Here is a 17,816-nt window from a genome sequence, read left to right on the forward strand (position 1 = left end):
GTCCGGAGCGTGCTCCGATCAGACCGAGAAGCTCGAACCGCAACCGCAGGTCGTCTGCGCGTTCGGGTTCTTGATCACGAACTGGGCGCCCTGCAGGTCTTCCTTGTAGTCGATCTCGGCGCCCACCAGGTACTGCAGGCTCATCGCGTCGATCAGCAGCGTCACGCCGTTCTTGGCCATCTGCGTGTCGTCGTCGTTCACGGCCTCGTCGAAGGTGAAGCCGTACTGGAAGCCGGAGCAACCGCCACCTTGCACGAACACGCGCAGCTTCAGTTCCGGATTGCCTTCTTCGAGCACCAGCTCGCGCACCTTCTCAGCCGCGCTGTCGGTAAAGACCAGCGGTGCCGGCATGCCGCCCAGATCGGTGGATGTGGTTTCGAGGACTGCGCTCATCGTGGATCCTGTTGTGTCGGAGGAATGGCGGGATTATCTCAAAGCCCCCGCACATGCAACGGACGTTTGGAGATAAGCCCCTTCAGCAGGATATGCACCCTGCCGGACAAAAAACAAGGCCGCTGAAGCAGCGGCCTTGTTCTTGAGCTTTCGCCGCCGGCAACATCCCAACCCGGATGCCACCAGCGGACGGAAGTCGATCAGCGCTTGCTGAACTGCTTCCGGCGACGGGCGCCGTGCAGACCGACCTTCTTACGCTCGACTTCACGCGCATCACGCGTGACGAAGCCGGCGCGGCTCAGTTCGGGCTTCAGGGCCGCGTCATAGTCGATCAGCGCGCGGGTGATACCCAGGCGGACCGCGCCGGCCTGGCCGGACTCGCCGCCGCCGTGCACGTTGACCTTGATGTCGAACGCTTCACCATTGTTCGTCAACAGCAGAGGCTGGCGCGAAATCATGATGGACGTCTGACGGCCGAAGTACTGCTCGATCGAGCGGCCATTCACCGTGATTTGGCCAGTGCCCTTCTTGATGAAGACACGTGCCACAGACGACTTGCGACGGCCGGTACCGTAGTTCCAGTTTCCGATCATCTCCGCTCCTTAGATTTCCAGCGCCTTGGGCTGCTGGGCGGTGTGCGGATGCGTGTCGCCCGCATACACCTTCAGCTTCTTGATCATCGCGTAGCCGAGCGGGCCCTTGGGCAGCATGCCCTTGACGGCCTTTTCCAGGGCACGGCCCGGATGCTTGGCTTGCATGTCCTTGAACTTGGTGGCGTAGATGCCGCCCGGGAAACCCGAGTGACGGTAGTACACCTTGTCCGTGGCCTTGTTGCCGGTGACGCGCAGCTTCTCGGCGTTGATGATGACGATGAAGTCACCGGTATCGACGTGAGGCGTGTAGATGGCCTTGTGCTTGCCGCGCAAACGGAGTGCCACTTCGCTGGCAACACGTCCGAGCACCTTGTCGGTGGCGTCAATCACAAACCACTCGTGCGTCACTTCGGCCGGCTTGGCGCTGAAGGTCTTCATGAGATTCTTTCAAAAGGCGAAACTTCGGGCGATCTGCCCCCGTACGCTCGGTGCACGCTTTTGCTTGCGGCCTCTCACGGACGTTCCCCCGCTGCCTTGGAAACGGGAAAGCCGACGAGTCTAGCAGAACCCGTTCGAAAGCCCAAATCCTGACCGCCGAAGCGGCCCCATCCGCCCTGCCCACCGCCCTTCCGACCCGATTTGTGACGCGTCCGGGGAGGCGCCGGGACCGTTCCCCGCTAGCATCCCTCCCCATCGCCGAGCCCGCCATGCCCACCCCGCCCGATCCCCGCCCGAACACGCCCCGGCCGAAGGCGCCGGAGGCCGCGCCGTCCTCCCGCTGGAGCCCGCGCGCGATGCTGGCGCGCTGGACCGGCTGGGTGCCGATCCGCTCGCTGGGCAAGCGCCACCGCAAGCGCATCCTGCAGCACCTGCTGGCGCTCGGCGAGCGCGACCGCTACCTGCGCTTCGGTTATCCGGCGCGCGACGAGCAGATCGGGAAGTACGTCGCCGGCCTGGATCTGGTGCGCGACGAGGTGCTGGGCATTTTCAACCGCCGCCTGCAGCTGATCGCCGTGGCCCACCTGGCCTACGCGCCGGCGCCGCAGATCAAGGGCCGTCCGGCGATGGCGGAATTCGGCGTCTCGGTCGCCACATCCGCCCGTGGCAAGGGCTTCGGCGGCCGGCTGTTCGAACGTGCCTCGCTGCACGCGCGCAACCGCGGCATCGACACGCTCTTCATCCACGCGCTCAGCGAGAACGCCCCGATGCTGAAGATCGCCCGCAACGCCGGCGCGACGGTCGAGCGCGATGGCGGCGAATCCGAAGCCTGGCTGCGCCTGCCGCCGGACTCGGTGTCCTCGCACGTGGACGAGGCCCTCGAGCGTCACATGGCCGAATGGGACTTCCAGTTCAAGCGCCACATGCGCACCGTCGGCGACTTCCTGGACGGCGTGGCGGAAGTGAAGTCCCGCATCCGCAAGGTGCGCGACCGTTCCGACGACCCGGATTCCAAACGCTGACAAACCGCTGATCGCACAGGTACCGGTTTCATTCCCTCCCGGCCCACCCGATTCCAGGGGGTTCCGGGGCGATTGCGGATGCAATTTGTAACGCCTTTCCGCTACATTCCCGCGATCCGCCCGGTACGGTGTCTCTGATCCGCTGCTCCCGTGCGTCCGCCGGCGTCCTCGCGCGCCATCCGTCCGGTCCGTCCAGCTCATTGGGATATGCAGAACCTGCTTCCGTGGATCATCGCGGGGCTGTCGGCGCTGGCAGTCCTGGGGCTGGCCGCCGCACTGCTGCTGCGGCGCCCGCGTCGCGAGCGCAAGCCGCTGCCCACGGAGTGGTCGCTCAACGCCCGTCCCGTCTTCAGCGCCGACGAACGCCGCGTCTTCCGCCTGCTGCGCGAGGCGCTGCCGCACCACGTCGTCATGTGCAAGCTGCCGATGGTGCGCTTCTGCCAGCCGACCGAAGCCCGCGACGTGCGCTACTGGTATGAGCTGCTGGGCGGCATCAGCGTGAACTTCGCGATCTGCAGCCCCAATGGTCGCGTGCTCGCCGCGATCGACATCGAGACGGACCGACCGGGCTCCGCGCGCAACCTGCAGATCAAGCAGGCGGTCCTGGCCGCGTGCCGCATCCGCTACCTGCGCACCTCGGTGGACAACCTGCCGAGCGCCACCGAATTGCAACTGCTTGTGCCTTACAGCAATCAGGGCAGCCGGGCCGGCATGGCGGCGATGCCGCGCACAGGCGCCACGCACCTGCCCAGCGCCCCGCCGGTCGCCCCGCGCCGCCCGGCCCCGGCGGCCGCGCCGGCGACATCGCGCAACACGCTGTGGAACGATTCGCCGGTGTTCAGCGATTCCTTCTTCGCGCCGGACAGCCGCTACGACGCCTTCAGCGGCGAATCGATGCAGGCGCCGCTGCCGTCCGCGGAGCCGCGTGCCCGCGGCTATCGACCGCGCGCCGGCGCCCAGGACGCCCCGGGCTTCCGGGATTCCCAGCTCCGCGATCCCCAGCTCCGGGACCCGCATGCGCGCGATGCGCAGTTCCGCGACTCCCAGTACGGTCGCGACTTCCCGACCTTGCCCGGCGAACTGCCGGACCCCGACATCGGCGGCGTGGTCGTCGACTCGCCCCGCTACGGGCGGCGCTAAGCTACGCCCCTGCCCGCTCTTCGAGGACACGACGGCGCTTCGGCGCCGTTTTTGCTGCCCTCGCCGCTCCGATGACTGACATGACGGCCGGTTTCGGCCTCCTGACCCCCGAACTGATGCTCGACGCGCTCGAGCACGCGGGCCTGCGCCCCGACGGCCGACTGCTGCAGCTGAACTCCTACGAGAACCGCGTGCTGATGGCGCATCTGGAGGACGGGTCGGCGGTGGTGGCGAAGTTCTACCGGCCCGGCCGTTGGAGCGACGCGCAGATCCTGGAGGAACACGCGTTCGCGCGCGCATTGGCCGACGCCGAGGTGCCCGTCGTCCCGCCGCTGCTGCTGACGACCGACGACACGTCGGGCACGCTCGGCCACTTCCAGGGCCAACGTTTCGCGGTGACGCCGCGGCAGGGCGGTCGCGCGCCGGAGCTCGAGGATCCGGAAGTGCTGCGCTGGATCGGCCGCCTGCTGGCGCGACTGCATGAGGTCGGCCAGCGCGAGCCCTTCCAGCATCGCCTCGCATGGAACAGCGCCGCGCCCGCGCGCGAGGCGCGCGACTGGCTGCGCGCGAACGACACGCTGGCCCCCGAGGTGGCGGCCAACTGGCACGACGCCGCGGCCCGATGCATCGATGCCATCGACGCCGCCTTCGATGCGCTGCCGGATCGCCGCGCGCTGCGCCTGCACGGCGATTGCCATCCGGGCAACATCCTCTGGACGCCGGATCGGGGACCGCACTTCGTGGACCTCGACGACGCCGCGCAGGGCCCCGCGGTGCAGGACCTGTGGATGCTGCTGTCCGGCGAGCCCGACGCGGCGCGGCGGCAGCTCGATGCCTTGCTGGACGGCTACGAGAGCGTGCGTGAATTCGACTGGCGTGAGCTGAGGCTGGTCGAGGCGCTGCGCACGCAACGCATGATCCATCACAGCGCCTGGCTGGCGCGACGCTGGGACGACCCGGCCTTCCCGGCGGCGTTCCCCTGGTTCGGCACGCCGAACTATTGGAGCGACCAGGTCGTGAAGCTGCGGGAGCAGCTCGATGTCATGCAGGTGGAAACGCGCCGTCACGACGCCTGGCCCGGATGACGCCAGGGAGCGCGGCGACGCGCTCCGGACGCAACGGCCCTCTCCAGCGGTCCCCTCACCGATTCGAGGCAGGGAGGGCGATCAAGGTCCAGCGCTGAGGTCCCCGATTTCCTGGCCGGGGCCACTCGGCGCGGACGACTGAGACGACGTTCCATTGCTCAGGAGCGTTCGCCATGCCGTCCTCGCTGCATCTGCAGATCCCGCTGCCCCGGCTGTCGTCGACCCCGACGCCGTCGCGGTCGACGCCCGCCCGGACCGGGCCGGGAATCTCCCTTGAACAAGTGTTGCTCACCCCGCTCGGACATCCGGCCGTCCACGCCGAGGAGGGGCGTCTGCATGTCATCCTGTCGACCGTCGGGCACGCCGTGCGCGGCGGCGCGGCGGACGCCGACCCCTTGCTGGCCGACCGGCGCGACGCGCTGCGGGACGAGGTGCTCGCCCACCTGATCGGACGACTGCGCGATGCCCGCATCGAGCCCGCGGAACGGCAGTTCCTGCAGACCTTGTCGGAACGGCTGGTGAGTGCGGTACTGGATGGCGCCTACGCGGGATTGCTGGGCAACGGAGGCCCGCGCGACACGCTCGCGAAGGCCATCCTCGAACCGCAGGACCTGCGGGTCGCCTCGATGCTCCGGACCTGGACCATCGGCGACGTCGGCACGCAGAACCTGGGGGGAGCCTCGTCCCCGCTCCTTCGCCAGAAGATCCCCGTGCATCGCGCCAGCGGGCTTCTGGCGGAGGGATTGCTGGTGGTGAACAGCCTGGTCCGGCAATCGGTCGGCGACTCACTGCCGGACGCCCTGGCGGACCGCATCGCCGCGGCACGACTGACGGCCGCCGCCCTCTATTCGGGGAGCGCCCGCGTGCCGTTCCTCCTGGACCTGGATCATCTGGCGAAGGTGGTCGGGATACGCGACACCCTGGCGCGAGGCCATGTCGGCACGCTGCGGAAACTCTGGCACCCGCTGCGGACCTTGTCCAACCTGGACATGATGGGCCCGCTGCATTTCCTGTCCAGCACGCCGGACGGTTCAGTGCCCTGGGCCCGCGTCAGGCCCGGCCTGTACATCACCCATCAGGAGTCCGCGCTGCTGAAGCTGCTGGTCCCCGAGACGATGCCCAGCGACCCGGACCTTCTCGGCGACCCGCCGGTCCCGCTCCTGCCGGCTTCCGACCGCGTGCCGTTGCCGTTGTTCCACACGCTCGCGCCCGACCTGGAGCAGAGCCTGGACCGGCAGGCCGGGCGCGTGACGTTCACCGGCATCGAAGGTCCCGGGGCGCCGACATTCCAGCTCCATCTGCCGGCGCTCGCCCTGTCGGCAGGGCCGGCGGAGATCCGCACGCAGAACCTGGATCTGGAGCTCGGGGACGCGTTCTGCGTCGCGCTGTTCGGAGATTCGCTGCCCTTCCGCCATGAGCGCATGCCTCCCGAAGCCACCCTGACCGCGGACGAGTTCCGCGTGGGGAACATTCCCGTGGTCAAGCGCGGTGACGGCGGGCGTTGGGAATTCCAGGCCCACGGCACCGCCGTGGTCCGCCACATCTTCGGCGAGCCCGCCTTCCACGGCGCGCGCGTTCCCGACCTGTCGGCCTGGAGCGCCACGACCGGCACCTACACGTCGCGCCTGCCCGCCGACACCTTGCCGGACGCCCGCAGCCCGATGCTGCGCGTGTTCGTGCAGATGGAGGACGACGCCGCGATCCATGCCGCCGGGGCGACGCTCAGCCGCATCCATCCGAACGAACTCGTCTGGGTGCAACTCCATCCGGACGGCAGCTACAAGGTGGTGCGGGGTCAGTCGTTGCTGGCGAACGCCATGCCGGATGCGCGCGTGAAGCTGATCGTGAACGGCCACGGCCACACCTCCTGGATCACGAAGGAGCGGCTGCTCAGCGGCCGCTCCGCGACGGACCTCGCCGTGGCGCTGAAAGGGCTCATGACGAGGCTCGAGACGCCGGACCGTCCGCTTCCGAAGATCTCCAGCGTCGATCTGCTCAGTTGCTCGCTGGAGACGCCCGCCACGCTTCGCAGCTTCGGCCGCGAGTTCACGAGCGAAGCCGTGACCCAGGCGCTGGGGCGGCCGGGCATGGAAACGACGGTCTACACCGACACCGTGCTCCTGGACTACGGCCACCGGCGCCTTCGCAAGGGCACGCGGCCCCACCCCCAGGCACCTGCCGTGCGCCGCGCCGCGGGAAAGACCTGGGTGTACTGGTCCGATCCGGACACGGGCAGCCTCCGCGTCCGCGACAAGTACCCCGATGGGGGCGTGGGAGAGCCGGCGCGCGCCGCCTGCTGCGTCGTCCTGGACGGCGCCGCGGACGACCGCGCGACCGAGCGGTTCCACGCGTTCGCGCGCGCCAGGATCGGGGAGAGTTTCCAGATCCGCCGGCGGTTCAAGGAGGTGGTGGATCAGCATCGCCCCGCGGGCATGGTGCTGCTCCCCCGGATCGACGACCTGGCCGAGGGTCCTCTGACCCTGACCTACCTCGACCTGTCGACGGACGCCACGGTGAGTCGCACCGTCACCGCACCCGCCGATCGTCAGGCGCTGCGCGCCGGCATCGCCGTGATCCATGACGGGCTGTCCCAGCTCGAGACGCGCGACAACGACGTGACATCCGCCGGCCGCGGCCTGGACCTGCTCAACGTCGGCATGCTGGCCCTGTCGCTGAAGGACTTGTCCACGAACTCGCCCGAGGGCATGCGCTATCAGGGCGCGCTCTGGTACCTGGGCGTCGCCCAGCAAGGTCTGCAGGCGGGCGCCGATGTCGCGGCGATGGTCGCCGATGTCCGCGCGGCCATGAGCCAGTCCCAGCTGCTTCCGATGGACGGCCTGGTGCGTACGAGCAATCAGTTGTCCAGGGCGCTGTCGACACTGGGCGGCGCGGCGCAGGCCGGCGTCCTGATGGCCGACCTGAACGAACTGGTCCAGGCGCTGAATCTCGGCACCAGCACCGACGTCTCGCGCGCCACGGTCAAGCTGGTCATTGATTCCGAGGGCTTGCTGCTGGCGGGGGCCGCCGCGGTCGCGGATCTGCTGGGCGCCTCGCTGCTCGCCGCCGCGGCCGATTGCGCCCTGGTGCCGATCACGGGACTGGGTTACGGGATCGTGGAACTCAACCGGGCCGTCACCGGCGCGATCGCGCGCGTCGATCGCAACCTCCGGCCGCTGCGCCAGATCAATCGGGGATACATCGAACCGCTGCGGCGCGTGCGGGCCGGCCCGACGCATGGCGCCGAGGTGCTGCTGGCCAACGGCTGGGCGCCGATGAAACGCATCGATTTCCGCAAGGGCGAAGTGGTGTTCGCCGACGCATCGATGGGCGCTTCGGCGCTGCAGGCCAGCCAGCTGTACTGGCAGGCCGGCAGCCGGCGACTGCACGACTGGTGGGTGGCCGACGGCTCGGACCGGCAGGCCACCTATGCGCGTGACGGGCTGGACATGGACCTCTGGACGCTGATGCGCACCGCGGACCGGGCCACCGTTCCGCGCGTGCCGCTTCCCCGGCCGCTGCGCGATCCAGGTCTGGTGCTGGTGCTCATGACGTCGCCCAATGTCCGGATCCACCACGACGGGTATTCCTCCTCCCGGGCCGGCGGCGATTTCTCGCTGTTGCACGACGACCTGATCGAACGGATGCAGGTGAACAGCGATGCCCGATTCGTCGGCGACTACGTGACCTCGAGCAGCTTCGCCAAATCGGCGGACCTGTGGCGCTACGAGTACCTGAGCACCCTGCTGGAGGTCGTCCTCGACGACCAGAACCGCGTGCTGGCGCTCCCCGCCGCCTCGGAGGCCGAGGGCAACCGGTTCGTCTTCGACGACCAGAATGCCCGCACCCTCCTGCCGCTCGACCAGTCGCTGGTCCATCTCCGGCTGCTGGGCGGCGGCGGCCGCTACACGCTGGCGCTGCCGCCGGACGGCACCGTGCGCAACCCGGTCATCATCCTGCCCGCCACCCAGGGACGCGACGTCTGGACCTTCATGCGCAAGGGCGGGCTGGCCCGAGGCGGCCAGCCCGTCGACTTCATCGACGGGGACCAGAAGGGCGTCCGCATCGGCGGCCAGGAGCTGCGCTTCGAAGCCTTGAACGATGCGGTCATCCAACTCGCGGACCCCCTGGTGCCCGACGTGCGGGTTCTGCTGGACCTCGACAACCGGCGGGCCTCGCTGATGCTGGCATTGCCCACGTGGTCCACCACCCTGCGTCCCGAGACGGCGCTGAGGAGGGCACTGATCGCGTTGGCACCACCGGCGGAGCTCCGTCCCGATTCGCTGTTCCTGCCCCTCGCTCAGGAACACATCCACCGGCAGATCCACCTGTCCAGTTCGCTGGAAGACGGCGAGGCGCTCTCAGGGCTGATGGACCCGGTCTCCGGCGCGGCCGCGCTCCACAGCAAGCGGCATCTGATGCTCTTCAGACCGGGCGCCACGATCGGCACCGGCGCGTGGGCCCGCTATGACCTGCGCGGCGGGGAGGTCAGCCTCGACCCCGAAGGACGTCCCATGGTCCGCTACGACGGCGGACATTTCCTGCAGCCGATCACCTACACCTTCCGGCAGGAATCAGGACAGTTCGCCCGCGAGCCCGTGATGCTCACCGACGCCGGCGAAGAAGCGTTGATGCGATGGCTCCGGGGGAATCCGCGATGGACGCCGCAACGCCTGACCACGTTCCTGAACGAGCAGCTCGCGACAGGCACGGAACTCGCCGGCCCCGACGGCGGTCCCCCGCAGCCCCTGGAGGCGATCGAATTCTCCGATCGCCTGTCGGCCACCCTCCGCCCGTCCGGCGGTGCCAGTTTCCTGGCGCTCTGGGGCCGGGTGGACGCGCTGGAGCAGTCGGCGGCCGGCGCGCCGACGGTGAGTCTGGCCGCCGATCCCACGCTGGCCGGCGCGCTGTCGCTGGCCGGCGTCGGCGTCGGCGCCCTGCGCAATCCCGGCGTCCAGGCGCTGTCCTCCGATGACATCGCGCTGACGAAACAGTGGCTCATCCTCCACCAGGCGCAGGCCTACCTGGCCGCGGGCACGGCACCCGCGGATCTGCTGCCGGCGCTGCCGCGACTGACCGCGCCGCAGCGCCTCCACCTCCAGGGGCTGGTGAACCGCCTCCAGCATCTGCTCGACCAGCATCTGGCCGGCAGGGACCACGGGTCGGCGTGGATCAGGCTGGGGGCGACGCCCCCCGAATCCTCAGAACTGGTCCACCTGTTGCGCGATGCCGGCGTGGACATCCGGATCGACGTGTACTCCCTGGCGGCCGACTCGCGCAGCACCGACCGGGACGGCCCGCACGACTACTACGACGTCCTGCCGCCCACCCTGCGGCTGTTCATGCAGGACCTGACCGATCAGTTGACGCGCGACGACCGGTCCACCCATGTGCTCGCGTCCACGGGCGTCGAAGGGCTGGTCGACAGCCCCCTTCAGCAGGCGCTCACCGCCTGGGCCGCGGAGCCCGGCATCTTGCGCCCCGAGGGCCGCATGGGTGGACTGCCCCAGACGCTGCTGGACCGGGTCCGGCGCGCCGGCCTGACCGTGCGAGACCCGTCGCCAGGACTGAGCGGCGCGGACGATGCCGCCGCCGAGCACTTCGCCGGTTCGACGCTGGGTCGCATCGCACGCGACGCGGACGGCTGGGAGATCGAGTCGGCGACCTTCAGGCTCTGGCAGGCCCAGGCGGGCGTCCAAGGTCTGCCGCTGGACGCCTGGTACGCACGTCACGCGGAACCACGCAGTCCGGTCGAGTCCTGCCTGCGCGAATCGGCGGCCACCGCCCTGCGCGATCGGCTGATCCGAGTGCGCGACGAAATGGACCGCGCGAAGTTGTCGCACGCGCCGCTGGCCAACGACGCGCTGCTGGGCCGTCAGTTGCTGGCGGCCCTCCAGCGGCTGGTGCCGGGCCCCGAGATCATCAAGGACATCGGAACGACAGGGGGGCGTCCGGGCGACGTGTTCCGGATCGACGGCCGCGACGGCGACGCCCGCTACGTGCTGATGCTGCGTCCCGATCCCGCCTTCCACCAACTCCCGCCCGTTTCCGCAACGTCGAGGGACAACCTCTACTGGGCCGACATCGGGAGCGCCAGGGAGTTGGGCACGGACCTGCGCCTGCGCGTGGACCCGGACCCCGCGCGACCTCAGACCTTCTCCCGCGGGCTGATCGAATGGTGGATGCGGCAGCTGTCTCCCGCCTGGTCGCCCGACGGCTACTCCGGTTTCCAGCTCGACGACACGGGCTTCGAAGCGACGACCCAGGGACGCACGCACTTCGGCTTCACGGAAGGTCGCCGCCTCTACATCCGCCTGGATGACGGCGACACCACGCCGTTCCACTTGAAGGACGACGCCGACTTCCGTGCTTTCAAGGCGCAATTCCTCGCGGGTCGGACGGCGCCGGCGCTGGTGCTCATCCAGGGCAACGGACGCCCCATCGACCTGGATGGGGCCACCGCGCTGGGAGCAGCGGAAATCGTGATCCTGGAGGAGATCGACGGCGCACCGCGCCGCATCGACCTGGACGACCTCGGGCTCGATGACGACGAGGCCTTCTACGAAGGCAGCGATCTCCTGATCCACCGGCCGGACAGCGGCCAATTGGTGCGGATCCGCAATGCACTCACGGTCCTGTCGGACGATCCCGTCGATGACGACTGGCGGCCCGACCCGTCCACCCGGATCACCGGTCAAGGCGAGGCGCGCTGCCTGGCATGGCCGTCGGTGTCGCGCACGCTGGCGCGGCCCTTGCTGACGGTGCGCAGCAGCCAACTGGCAACGACCCGAGACGACGCCGACCTGCTGATCAGCGACGGGGCGCTCTGGGACCGTGTCCGTCTGCCAGACATCCCGGCATCCGATGCCGCCGTGGCCGCCGTCGGCGCCGACGAGGAACCCGTCGCGCTGTTGCGGCATCCGATCGCTCCCGATGCGTGGCGCATGGCGGCACTGCCGGCATCGCTCGCCACGCTCATGGCCGATGCATCGCAGACCGCGCCACAGAGATGGTCGCTGGCGAGTGATCTAGGGGCTGCCGACGGAGAGTCGCTGCTGCAGCGAGCCCCTGACGTTGCCGACGGGGCAGGACGGCCTCAGGGCCGGGACATCCCGCTTGGAGGCACGGCGGCCGCCGCAGCGCCTTCCCATTGGCGGCTGAAAGCCGCGCAGTTCATCGACGCGATGGCGGGCGGCGAGGGGCCGCCCGGCGGCCCCCCGAGCCTGGCGCTGACCTGGCAGTCATCGCCGTGCCGCTCAACGGCCGCGATCCACGCCACGGCCGCATCGATACCCTGACGCCGCGGATCGCCCCCACGAGGATCGGGGGCCGCCGCGACGATCAGGCGGCCGGCGGCTCAGCCCAGCAGCAAGGCGTTGACGCGCCTCACGTAGGCGGCCGGATCCTCCAGCACGCCGCCTTCGGCCAGCAGGGCCTGGTCGAACAGCACCTGCGCCAGATCGCCGAAGCGGGCGTCGTCGCCCTCGATCGCGCCCAGCTTCTTCACCAGCGCGTGGTCGGGGTTGATCTCCAGCGTCGGCTGCGACACCGGCGCGGTCTGGCCGGCCTGCTTCAGCATGCGGGCCAGGTGGCCGCTGATGTCGTGTTCCTCGACCACGATGCAGGCCGGCGAATCCACCAGCCGCGTCGTCACGCGGACGTCCTTGGCGCGGCCTTCCAGCGCGGTCTTCAGACGGTCCAGCACCGGCTTGAACTGCTCGGCGGCTTCCTCGGCCTTCTTCTTCTCTTCCTCGTCCTGGAGCTGGCCGAGGTCGACGGCGCCCTTGGCGACCGACTGCAGCGCCTTGCCCTCGAACTCATGCAGGTGCGACAGCATCCACTCGTCGACGCGCTCGGTCAGCAGCAGCACCTCGATGCCCTTCTTGCGGAAGATCTCGAGCTGCGGGCTGTTCTTCGCGGCGCCCAGGCTGTCGGCCGTGATGTAGAAGATCGCCTCCTGGCCTTCCTTCATCCGCGACACGTAGTCGGCGAACGAGACGTTCTCGTCCGCATGCGTCGACGCGAAGCGCAGCAGCTTGACCAGGCGTTCCTGGTTGGCGTGGTCCTCGCCGACGCCCTCCTTCAGCACCTGGCCGAAGTCGGTCCAGAAGCGCGCGTACTTGTCGCGCTCGCCGGCGTCCTCGCTGTTGGCCAGCGACTCCAGCATGGACAGCACGCGCTTGGTCGAGCCTTCGCGGATCGCCTTCACGTCGCGGCTTTCCTGCAGCAGTTCGCGGCTGACGTTCAGCGGCAGGTCGGCCGAGTCGATCACGCCCTTGACGAAGCGCAGGTAGACCGGCATCAGCGCCTCGGCGTCGTCCATGATGAACACGCGCTTGACGTACAGCTTCACGCCGCCGCGCTTGTCGCGGTTCCACAGGTCGAAGGGCGCCTTGGCCGGGATGTAGAGCAGCTGCGTGTATTCGCTGCGGCCCTCGACGCGGTTGTGCGTGAAGGCCAGCGGCGCTTCGGTGTCGTAGCTGATCTGCTGGTAGAACGCGTCGTACTCGGCCTGCGTGATGTCGCTCTTGGCGCGCGTCCACAGCGCGGAGGCCTTGTTCACCGGCTCCCACTCGTCCTTCAGCACCTGGGTCGCGTTGTCGGCGTCCCACTCTTCCTTGCGCATCAGGATGGGGAGCGAGATGTGGTCCGAGTACTTCGAGATCGTCGACTTCAGGCGCCAGGTCTTGAGGAACTCCTCCTCGCCTTCGCGCAGATGCAGGATGACGTCGGTGCCCCGGCCGGGCTTGGTGATGGTCTCGACCTCGAAGTCGCCGGTGCCTTCGGAGGACCAGCGCACGCCCTGCTCGGCCGGCAGGCCGGCGCGACGCGATTCGACCGTGATGCGATCGGCGACGATGAAACCGGAATAGAAGCCGACGCCGAACTGGCCGATCAGGTTCGCGTCCTTCTTCTGGTCGCCTTCGAGCTTGGCCATGAACTCGCGGGTGCCGCTCTTGGCGATCGTGCCGAGGTGGGCGATGGCCTCTTCCGCGGACAGGCCGATGCCGGTGTCGCTGATGGTGACGGTGCGGGCCTCGGTGTCGAAGGACACGCGGACTTCGAGGTTCGGCTGGTCCTCGAACAGTTGCGGATGGTCCAGCGCCTCGAAACGCAGCTTGTCGCAGGCGTCGGAGGCGTTGCTGACCAGCTCGCGCAGGAAGATTTCCTTGTTCGAGTAGAGCGAGTGCGTCACCAGATGCAGGATCTGCTTGACTTCGGCCTGGAAGGAATGGGTTTGCTTGTCCATCGTTCGTGAGAGCGGTGATGCCAAAGGGATGCCAACGGGGTGCGACAGGGCAAGCCCCGATGGGGCCAGGATTATCGCGGCGACAGATGGGCCCGGCCTGGTCCGATTTCAAGGGGGGACGGCACGCGCCTCTAAACTCCGCGCCCTATGCCGATGATCTACTGGTTCGACTTGTTGGGCGTGGCGGTGTTTGCCGTCAGTGGCGCGCTGGCCGCGATGCAGGCGGGGCTGGACCTGTTCGGTCTGCTGGTGATCGCCGCGATGACGGCGGTGGGCGGCGGCACGCTGCGGGACCTGCTGCTGAACCGGCATCCGGTGTTCTGGATGAAGGACACGCGTTACCTGCTGGTGATCATCGCCAGTGCCCTGGCGGCGCTGATCGTGGGGCCGTTCCCGGAGCATGCGATCGGGATCCTGAAGATCGCCGACGCGCTGGGGCTGGCGCTGTTCGCGCTGTGCGGCACCGAGATCGCCGAGGAGCACGGCTTGAAGCCGATGCCTGCGCTGCTGATGGGCACGCTGACGGCGTGCGGCGGCGGCGTGCTGAGGGACCTGCTCAGCGGGCAGGCGCCGCTGCTGCTGCGCAAGGACATCTACGCGACGGCCGCGATCGGCGGCATCGCGCTGTATTTCCTGCTGAAGGCGATGGGCGTGCCGATGCGCTGGGCTTTCGTCACCGGCATGGTGGGTGTTGCGGCGTTGCGCCTGGCGGCGCTGTACTTCGGCTGGCAACTGCCTGCGCTGCAGATGCTGCAAGTGCATCCCTGACAAGCGCACCGGTCATCCTTTCCGGACGGCGGAAGCCGGGTGCCCCTGAGCGATTTAGCGGAGCCTGCGAGCGTATGAGCGAGGGGGCACCCGGCTTCTGCCGTCGTGCTCGGTCCCTCGCGGCTCACTTCTCGCGGTCGAGGTCCTCCTCGTCCTCGTCCTCGTCCTCGTCTTCGTCCTCGTCTTCGTCGTCGAGGTCGTCCGCGGCATGCGCCTGCTGCGCATCCCGCGTGCCGCGCTTGGCTTCGGCGGCGCGGGCTTCCTTCTCGGCGATCCTGGCGGCCTCGGCAGCCTCGGCCGCGGCGCTCCACTCGTCGAACTCAGCCGGCGTCTCCAGCGTGATGCGCCCGAGCTGGCCCTGACGCAGGTCGTACAGCAGGACCTCGGCGGCCTTCTGCATGTTGATGCGCCCCCCGGAGAGCACCGCGCCGCGCCGCTTGCCGATCAGCTGCAGCACCTCGCCGTCGAGCAGCGAGGCGCCGGGCTCGAGCTGGTAGCGGCTCTTCAGTGATTGCGGGTAGTAACGGCGCAGATAGCCGAGCAGGTCCAGCGCCACCACCTCCTCCTCGAAGGCGTTGCGGCCGATCGCCCCGCTGGCGGCGAGGTTGATGCCCGCTTCCGGCACACGGATCTTGGGCCACAGCATGCCCGGCGTGTCGAACAGGTAGACACCCTTGTCGAGCAGGATCTTCTGCTCGATCTTGGTGATGCCAGGCTCGTCACCGGTGGCCGCGGCGCGTTTGCCGACCAGCGTGTTGATCAGCGTCGACTTGCCGACGTTCGGGATGCCGCAGATCAGCACGCGCAACGGCTTGTCCAGCCCGCCGCGGTGAGGCGCCAGCGCCCGGCACTCGGCCGCCATCATCTTCGCCAGGCCGGGCTGGCCCTGATGGATCGCAACGGCCTGCGTGTCCGGCTGCGCGCGATAGAACGCCAGCCACTCCGCCGTGCGGGCCGGATCGGCCAGATCCTGCTTGTTGAGCAGCTTCAGCGCCGGCCGGCCCTGCGTCAGCTGCGCGAGCAGCGGATTGGCGCTGCTCGCGGGCACGCGGGCATCGAGCATCTCGATGACCACGTCGATCCCGCTTTTCATGCGCTCGCGGATCGCGCCCCGGGTCTTGTGCATGTGCCCGGGAAACCATTGAATCGCCATGGGGGCGATTGTCCGCGATCCGGGAAGCAGCTTTCCACCTGCGTCTTCTCAGCGCTTGGCCGCCAGTGCATGAGGCCTTGGCGGCGAGCGTCAAAACCTCAAGCACAGCCGTCCCTGAACCAGCGGCGGCCTGCCCTCAGTTCGAGGCAGTCGCCGGACGCAGCTCGACGATGGTCGGCGCGCCGTCGCGTGACTCGATGCGGACCTCCACCTTGTCGCCGACCTTGATGGCGGACAGCTGCGCCGCGCTGACGACGCCGGACGCCAGCCGGAACGGCATCGTCATGCCCGGCATGTCGAGGTGGCGGATGTCGCCGTGCTTGAGCGTGAGCTTCTGCTGCGCGGCATCGACGCGGCGGACCTCGGCCGGGATCCAGTCCTGCGAAGACGGCGTCGCGGCGTCGGTCGCCTGCGCGTGCTGTTCATGGCCTTCATGCGAATGCTCCTGCGCGCGGACCGGCAAAGCGGCAGCGGTCAGGACAACGACGAGGGCGGCGAAAGTGGTGTGAATGCGGTTCATGATGATGACTTTCAGAATTCGTGAATGTGGGGGGCGTCGGAGCTCAATGCCCCTGATGTCCGTGTCCATCGGGCTTGCGGACGCGCAACGGTTCCGCGGCGGGAGCGGCGGCAGGCTTCGGAGCGGGGGCGATCGGCGCGCCGGCCGGTGCCGCCACGGGGCGGGCGACCGTGCCCGCCGGAGCCGCGTACCAACCCGGATCGCCGTAGTCGCCGGGCCTCTGGTCCTTGCGCACCTTGATCACGCTGAACATGCCGCCCATCTCGAGCGAGCCGTGGGGCCCCTGCCCGGTCATCATCGGCACGGTGTTCTCGGGCAGCGGCATCTCCATCTCGGCCATGTCGGCCATGCCGCGTTCGCCCATCGCCATGTAGTCCGGGATGACCTTGTTGATGCGCGACGCGAGACCGCGGTGATCCACGCCGATCAGCGTGTCCACCTCATGCCCCATCGCGTTCATCGTGTGATGGCTCTTGTGGCAATGGATCGCCCAGTCGCCGGGCTCGTCGGCGAGGAACTCGACCTGCCGCATCTGCCCCACCGCGACGTCGGTCGTGACCTCCGGCCAGCGCGCCGTCTTCGGCACGGGGCCGCCGTCCGTGCCGGTGACCTCGAACTCGTGCCCGTGCAGATGGATCGGGTGGTTGGTCATCGTCAGGTTGCCGACGCGGATCCGCACCCGGTCGCCCTGGCGCACGTTGAGCGTGTCGATGCCGGGGAAGACGCGGCTGTTCCAGGTCCACAGGTTGAAGTCGGTCATCGTCATCGTGCGCGGCGTGTAGCTGCCGGGATCGATGTCGTAGCTCGACAGCAGGAAGCAGAAGTCGCGCTGCACCTCGGCGATCTGCGGATGCCGGCCCTTCGGATGCGTGACCCAGAAGCCCATCATGCCCATGGCCATCTGCGTCATCTCGTCGGCGTGCGGGTGGTACATGAAGGTGCCGGGACGCCGCGCGACGAACTCGTAGACGTAGGTCTCGCCCGGCTTGATCGCCGGCTGGGTCAGGCCCGACACGCCGTCCATGCCGTTGGGCAGCCGCTGGCCGTGCCAGTGCACGCTGGTGTGCTCGGGCAGCTTGTTGGTCACGTAGATGCGGACGCGGTCGCCCTCGACGACCTCGATGGTGGGACCGGGCGACTGGCCGTTGTAGCCCCACAGGTGCGCCGTGCACCCGGGCGCCAGTTCGCGCAGCACCGGCTCGGCAACGAGGTGGAACTCCTTGACGCCGTCGCGCAAGCGCCAGGGCAGCGTCCAGCCGTTGAGCGTGACGACCGGGTTGTAGGGCCGGCCGTTCGGCGGCACCAGCGGCGGGGCCGTCTCGGCGTTGTCGCGCAGGGCGGGCTCGGGCAGCGCCGCCATGGCGACGCGCGAGACCCCGCTCGCGTTCACCGCGCCGGCAGCGCCGAGCGCCGCACCAGCGGCCGCTCGGGCGAAGAGGTTTCTCCGGGAAATCATC

The 17,816-nt window shown here is 68.9% G+C and carries 12 protein-coding genes; 5 read left to right on the forward strand and 7 right to left on the reverse strand.

Translation table 11 applies throughout. The features are described 5' to 3' along the window. Positions 1-18: 18 nt before the first annotated feature. From erpA to rplM, 3 genes are all read right to left on the reverse strand, one after another. Entirely contained in the window at positions 19-393 is a 375-nt protein-coding gene (erpA, locus tag AC1VNM_RS18590; protein ID WP_088407855.1) for an iron-sulfur cluster insertion protein ErpA, read from the reverse strand. Positions 394-593: 200 nt separating this feature from the next. Next, the gene (rpsI, locus tag AC1VNM_RS18595; protein ID WP_067065532.1) at positions 594-986 is read right to left on the reverse strand and encodes a 30S ribosomal protein S9; all 393 of its coding nucleotides are present in this window, start codon (positions 984-986) and stop codon (positions 594-596) included. Positions 987-995: 9 nt separating this feature from the next. Beyond that, complete coding sequence (gene rplM / locus AC1VNM_RS18600; RefSeq protein ID WP_067065533.1) at positions 996-1,424, reverse strand: 50S ribosomal protein L13; 429 nt, start codon at positions 1,422-1,424, stop codon at positions 996-998. A gap of 269 nt (positions 1,425-1,693) precedes the next feature. On the opposite strand from rplM, the gene AC1VNM_RS18605 reads away from it, so the two are divergent. The 4 genes from AC1VNM_RS18605 to AC1VNM_RS18620 all read left to right on the forward strand — a co-directional run bounded on the left by AC1VNM_RS18605 (position 1,694) and on the right by AC1VNM_RS18620 (position 11,966). Next, the gene (locus AC1VNM_RS18605; RefSeq protein WP_483107877.1) at positions 1,694-2,446 is read left to right on the forward strand and encodes a GNAT family N-acetyltransferase; all 753 of its coding nucleotides are present in this window, start codon (positions 1,694-1,696) and stop codon (positions 2,444-2,446) included. A 207-nt stretch (positions 2,447-2,653) separates the two neighbouring features. Then, on the forward strand, positions 2,654-3,586 hold the full coding sequence (locus tag AC1VNM_RS18610; protein ID WP_483107878.1) for a DUF2726 domain-containing protein: 933 nt from the start codon (positions 2,654-2,656) through the stop codon (positions 3,584-3,586). An 80-nt stretch (positions 3,587-3,666) separates the two neighbouring features. Beyond that, positions 3,667-4,671 carry a serine/threonine protein kinase gene (locus AC1VNM_RS18615; protein WP_431100264.1) on the forward strand — a complete coding sequence of 335 codons (1,005 nt, stop codon included), beginning with the start codon at positions 3,667-3,669 and terminating at the stop codon, positions 4,669-4,671. A 173-nt stretch (positions 4,672-4,844) separates the two neighbouring features. Continuing rightward, positions 4,845-11,966, forward strand: coding sequence for a C80 family cysteine peptidase (locus AC1VNM_RS18620; RefSeq protein WP_483107879.1), 7,122 nt, complete (start codon positions 4,845-4,847; stop codon positions 11,964-11,966). A gap of 59 nt (positions 11,967-12,025) precedes the next feature. Here AC1VNM_RS18620 and htpG read toward each other — a convergent pair whose 3' ends face one another. Beyond that, positions 12,026-13,918 (reverse strand): molecular chaperone HtpG, encoded by a 1,893-nt coding sequence (gene htpG, locus AC1VNM_RS18625; RefSeq protein ID WP_483107880.1) that lies wholly within the window; start codon positions 13,916-13,918, stop codon positions 12,026-12,028. A 147-nt stretch (positions 13,919-14,065) separates the two neighbouring features. Between htpG and AC1VNM_RS18630 the strand changes: the two genes are divergently transcribed. Continuing rightward, complete coding sequence (locus tag AC1VNM_RS18630) at positions 14,066-14,686, forward strand: trimeric intracellular cation channel family protein (protein ID WP_377160021.1); 621 nt, start codon at positions 14,066-14,068, stop codon at positions 14,684-14,686. A gap of 124 nt (positions 14,687-14,810) precedes the next feature. Here the strand turns inward: AC1VNM_RS18630 and ylqF are convergent, their stop codons facing one another. The 3 genes from ylqF to AC1VNM_RS18645 form a co-directional block, all read right to left on the reverse strand. After that, the gene (gene ylqF, locus AC1VNM_RS18635; RefSeq protein ID WP_483107881.1) at positions 14,811-15,839 is read right to left on the reverse strand and encodes a ribosome biogenesis GTPase YlqF; all 1,029 of its coding nucleotides are present in this window, start codon (positions 15,837-15,839) and stop codon (positions 14,811-14,813) included. Between the two features lie 136 nt (positions 15,840-15,975). After that, positions 15,976-16,428 carry a copper-binding protein gene (locus tag AC1VNM_RS18640; protein ID WP_483107882.1) on the reverse strand — a complete coding sequence of 151 codons (453 nt, stop codon included), beginning with the start codon at positions 16,426-16,428 and terminating at the stop codon, positions 15,976-15,978. Continuing rightward, positions 16,403-17,815: a multicopper oxidase family protein gene (locus tag AC1VNM_RS18645; RefSeq protein ID WP_377160015.1), complete on the reverse strand. Its 1,413-nt coding sequence runs from the start codon at positions 17,813-17,815 to the stop codon at positions 16,403-16,405. The genes AC1VNM_RS18640 and AC1VNM_RS18645 overlap by 26 nt, the downstream gene beginning before the upstream one ends. Between the last annotated feature and the right edge of the window lies 1 nt (position 17,816).

This window comes from Mitsuaria sp. MSU3D (assembly GCF_056867975.1).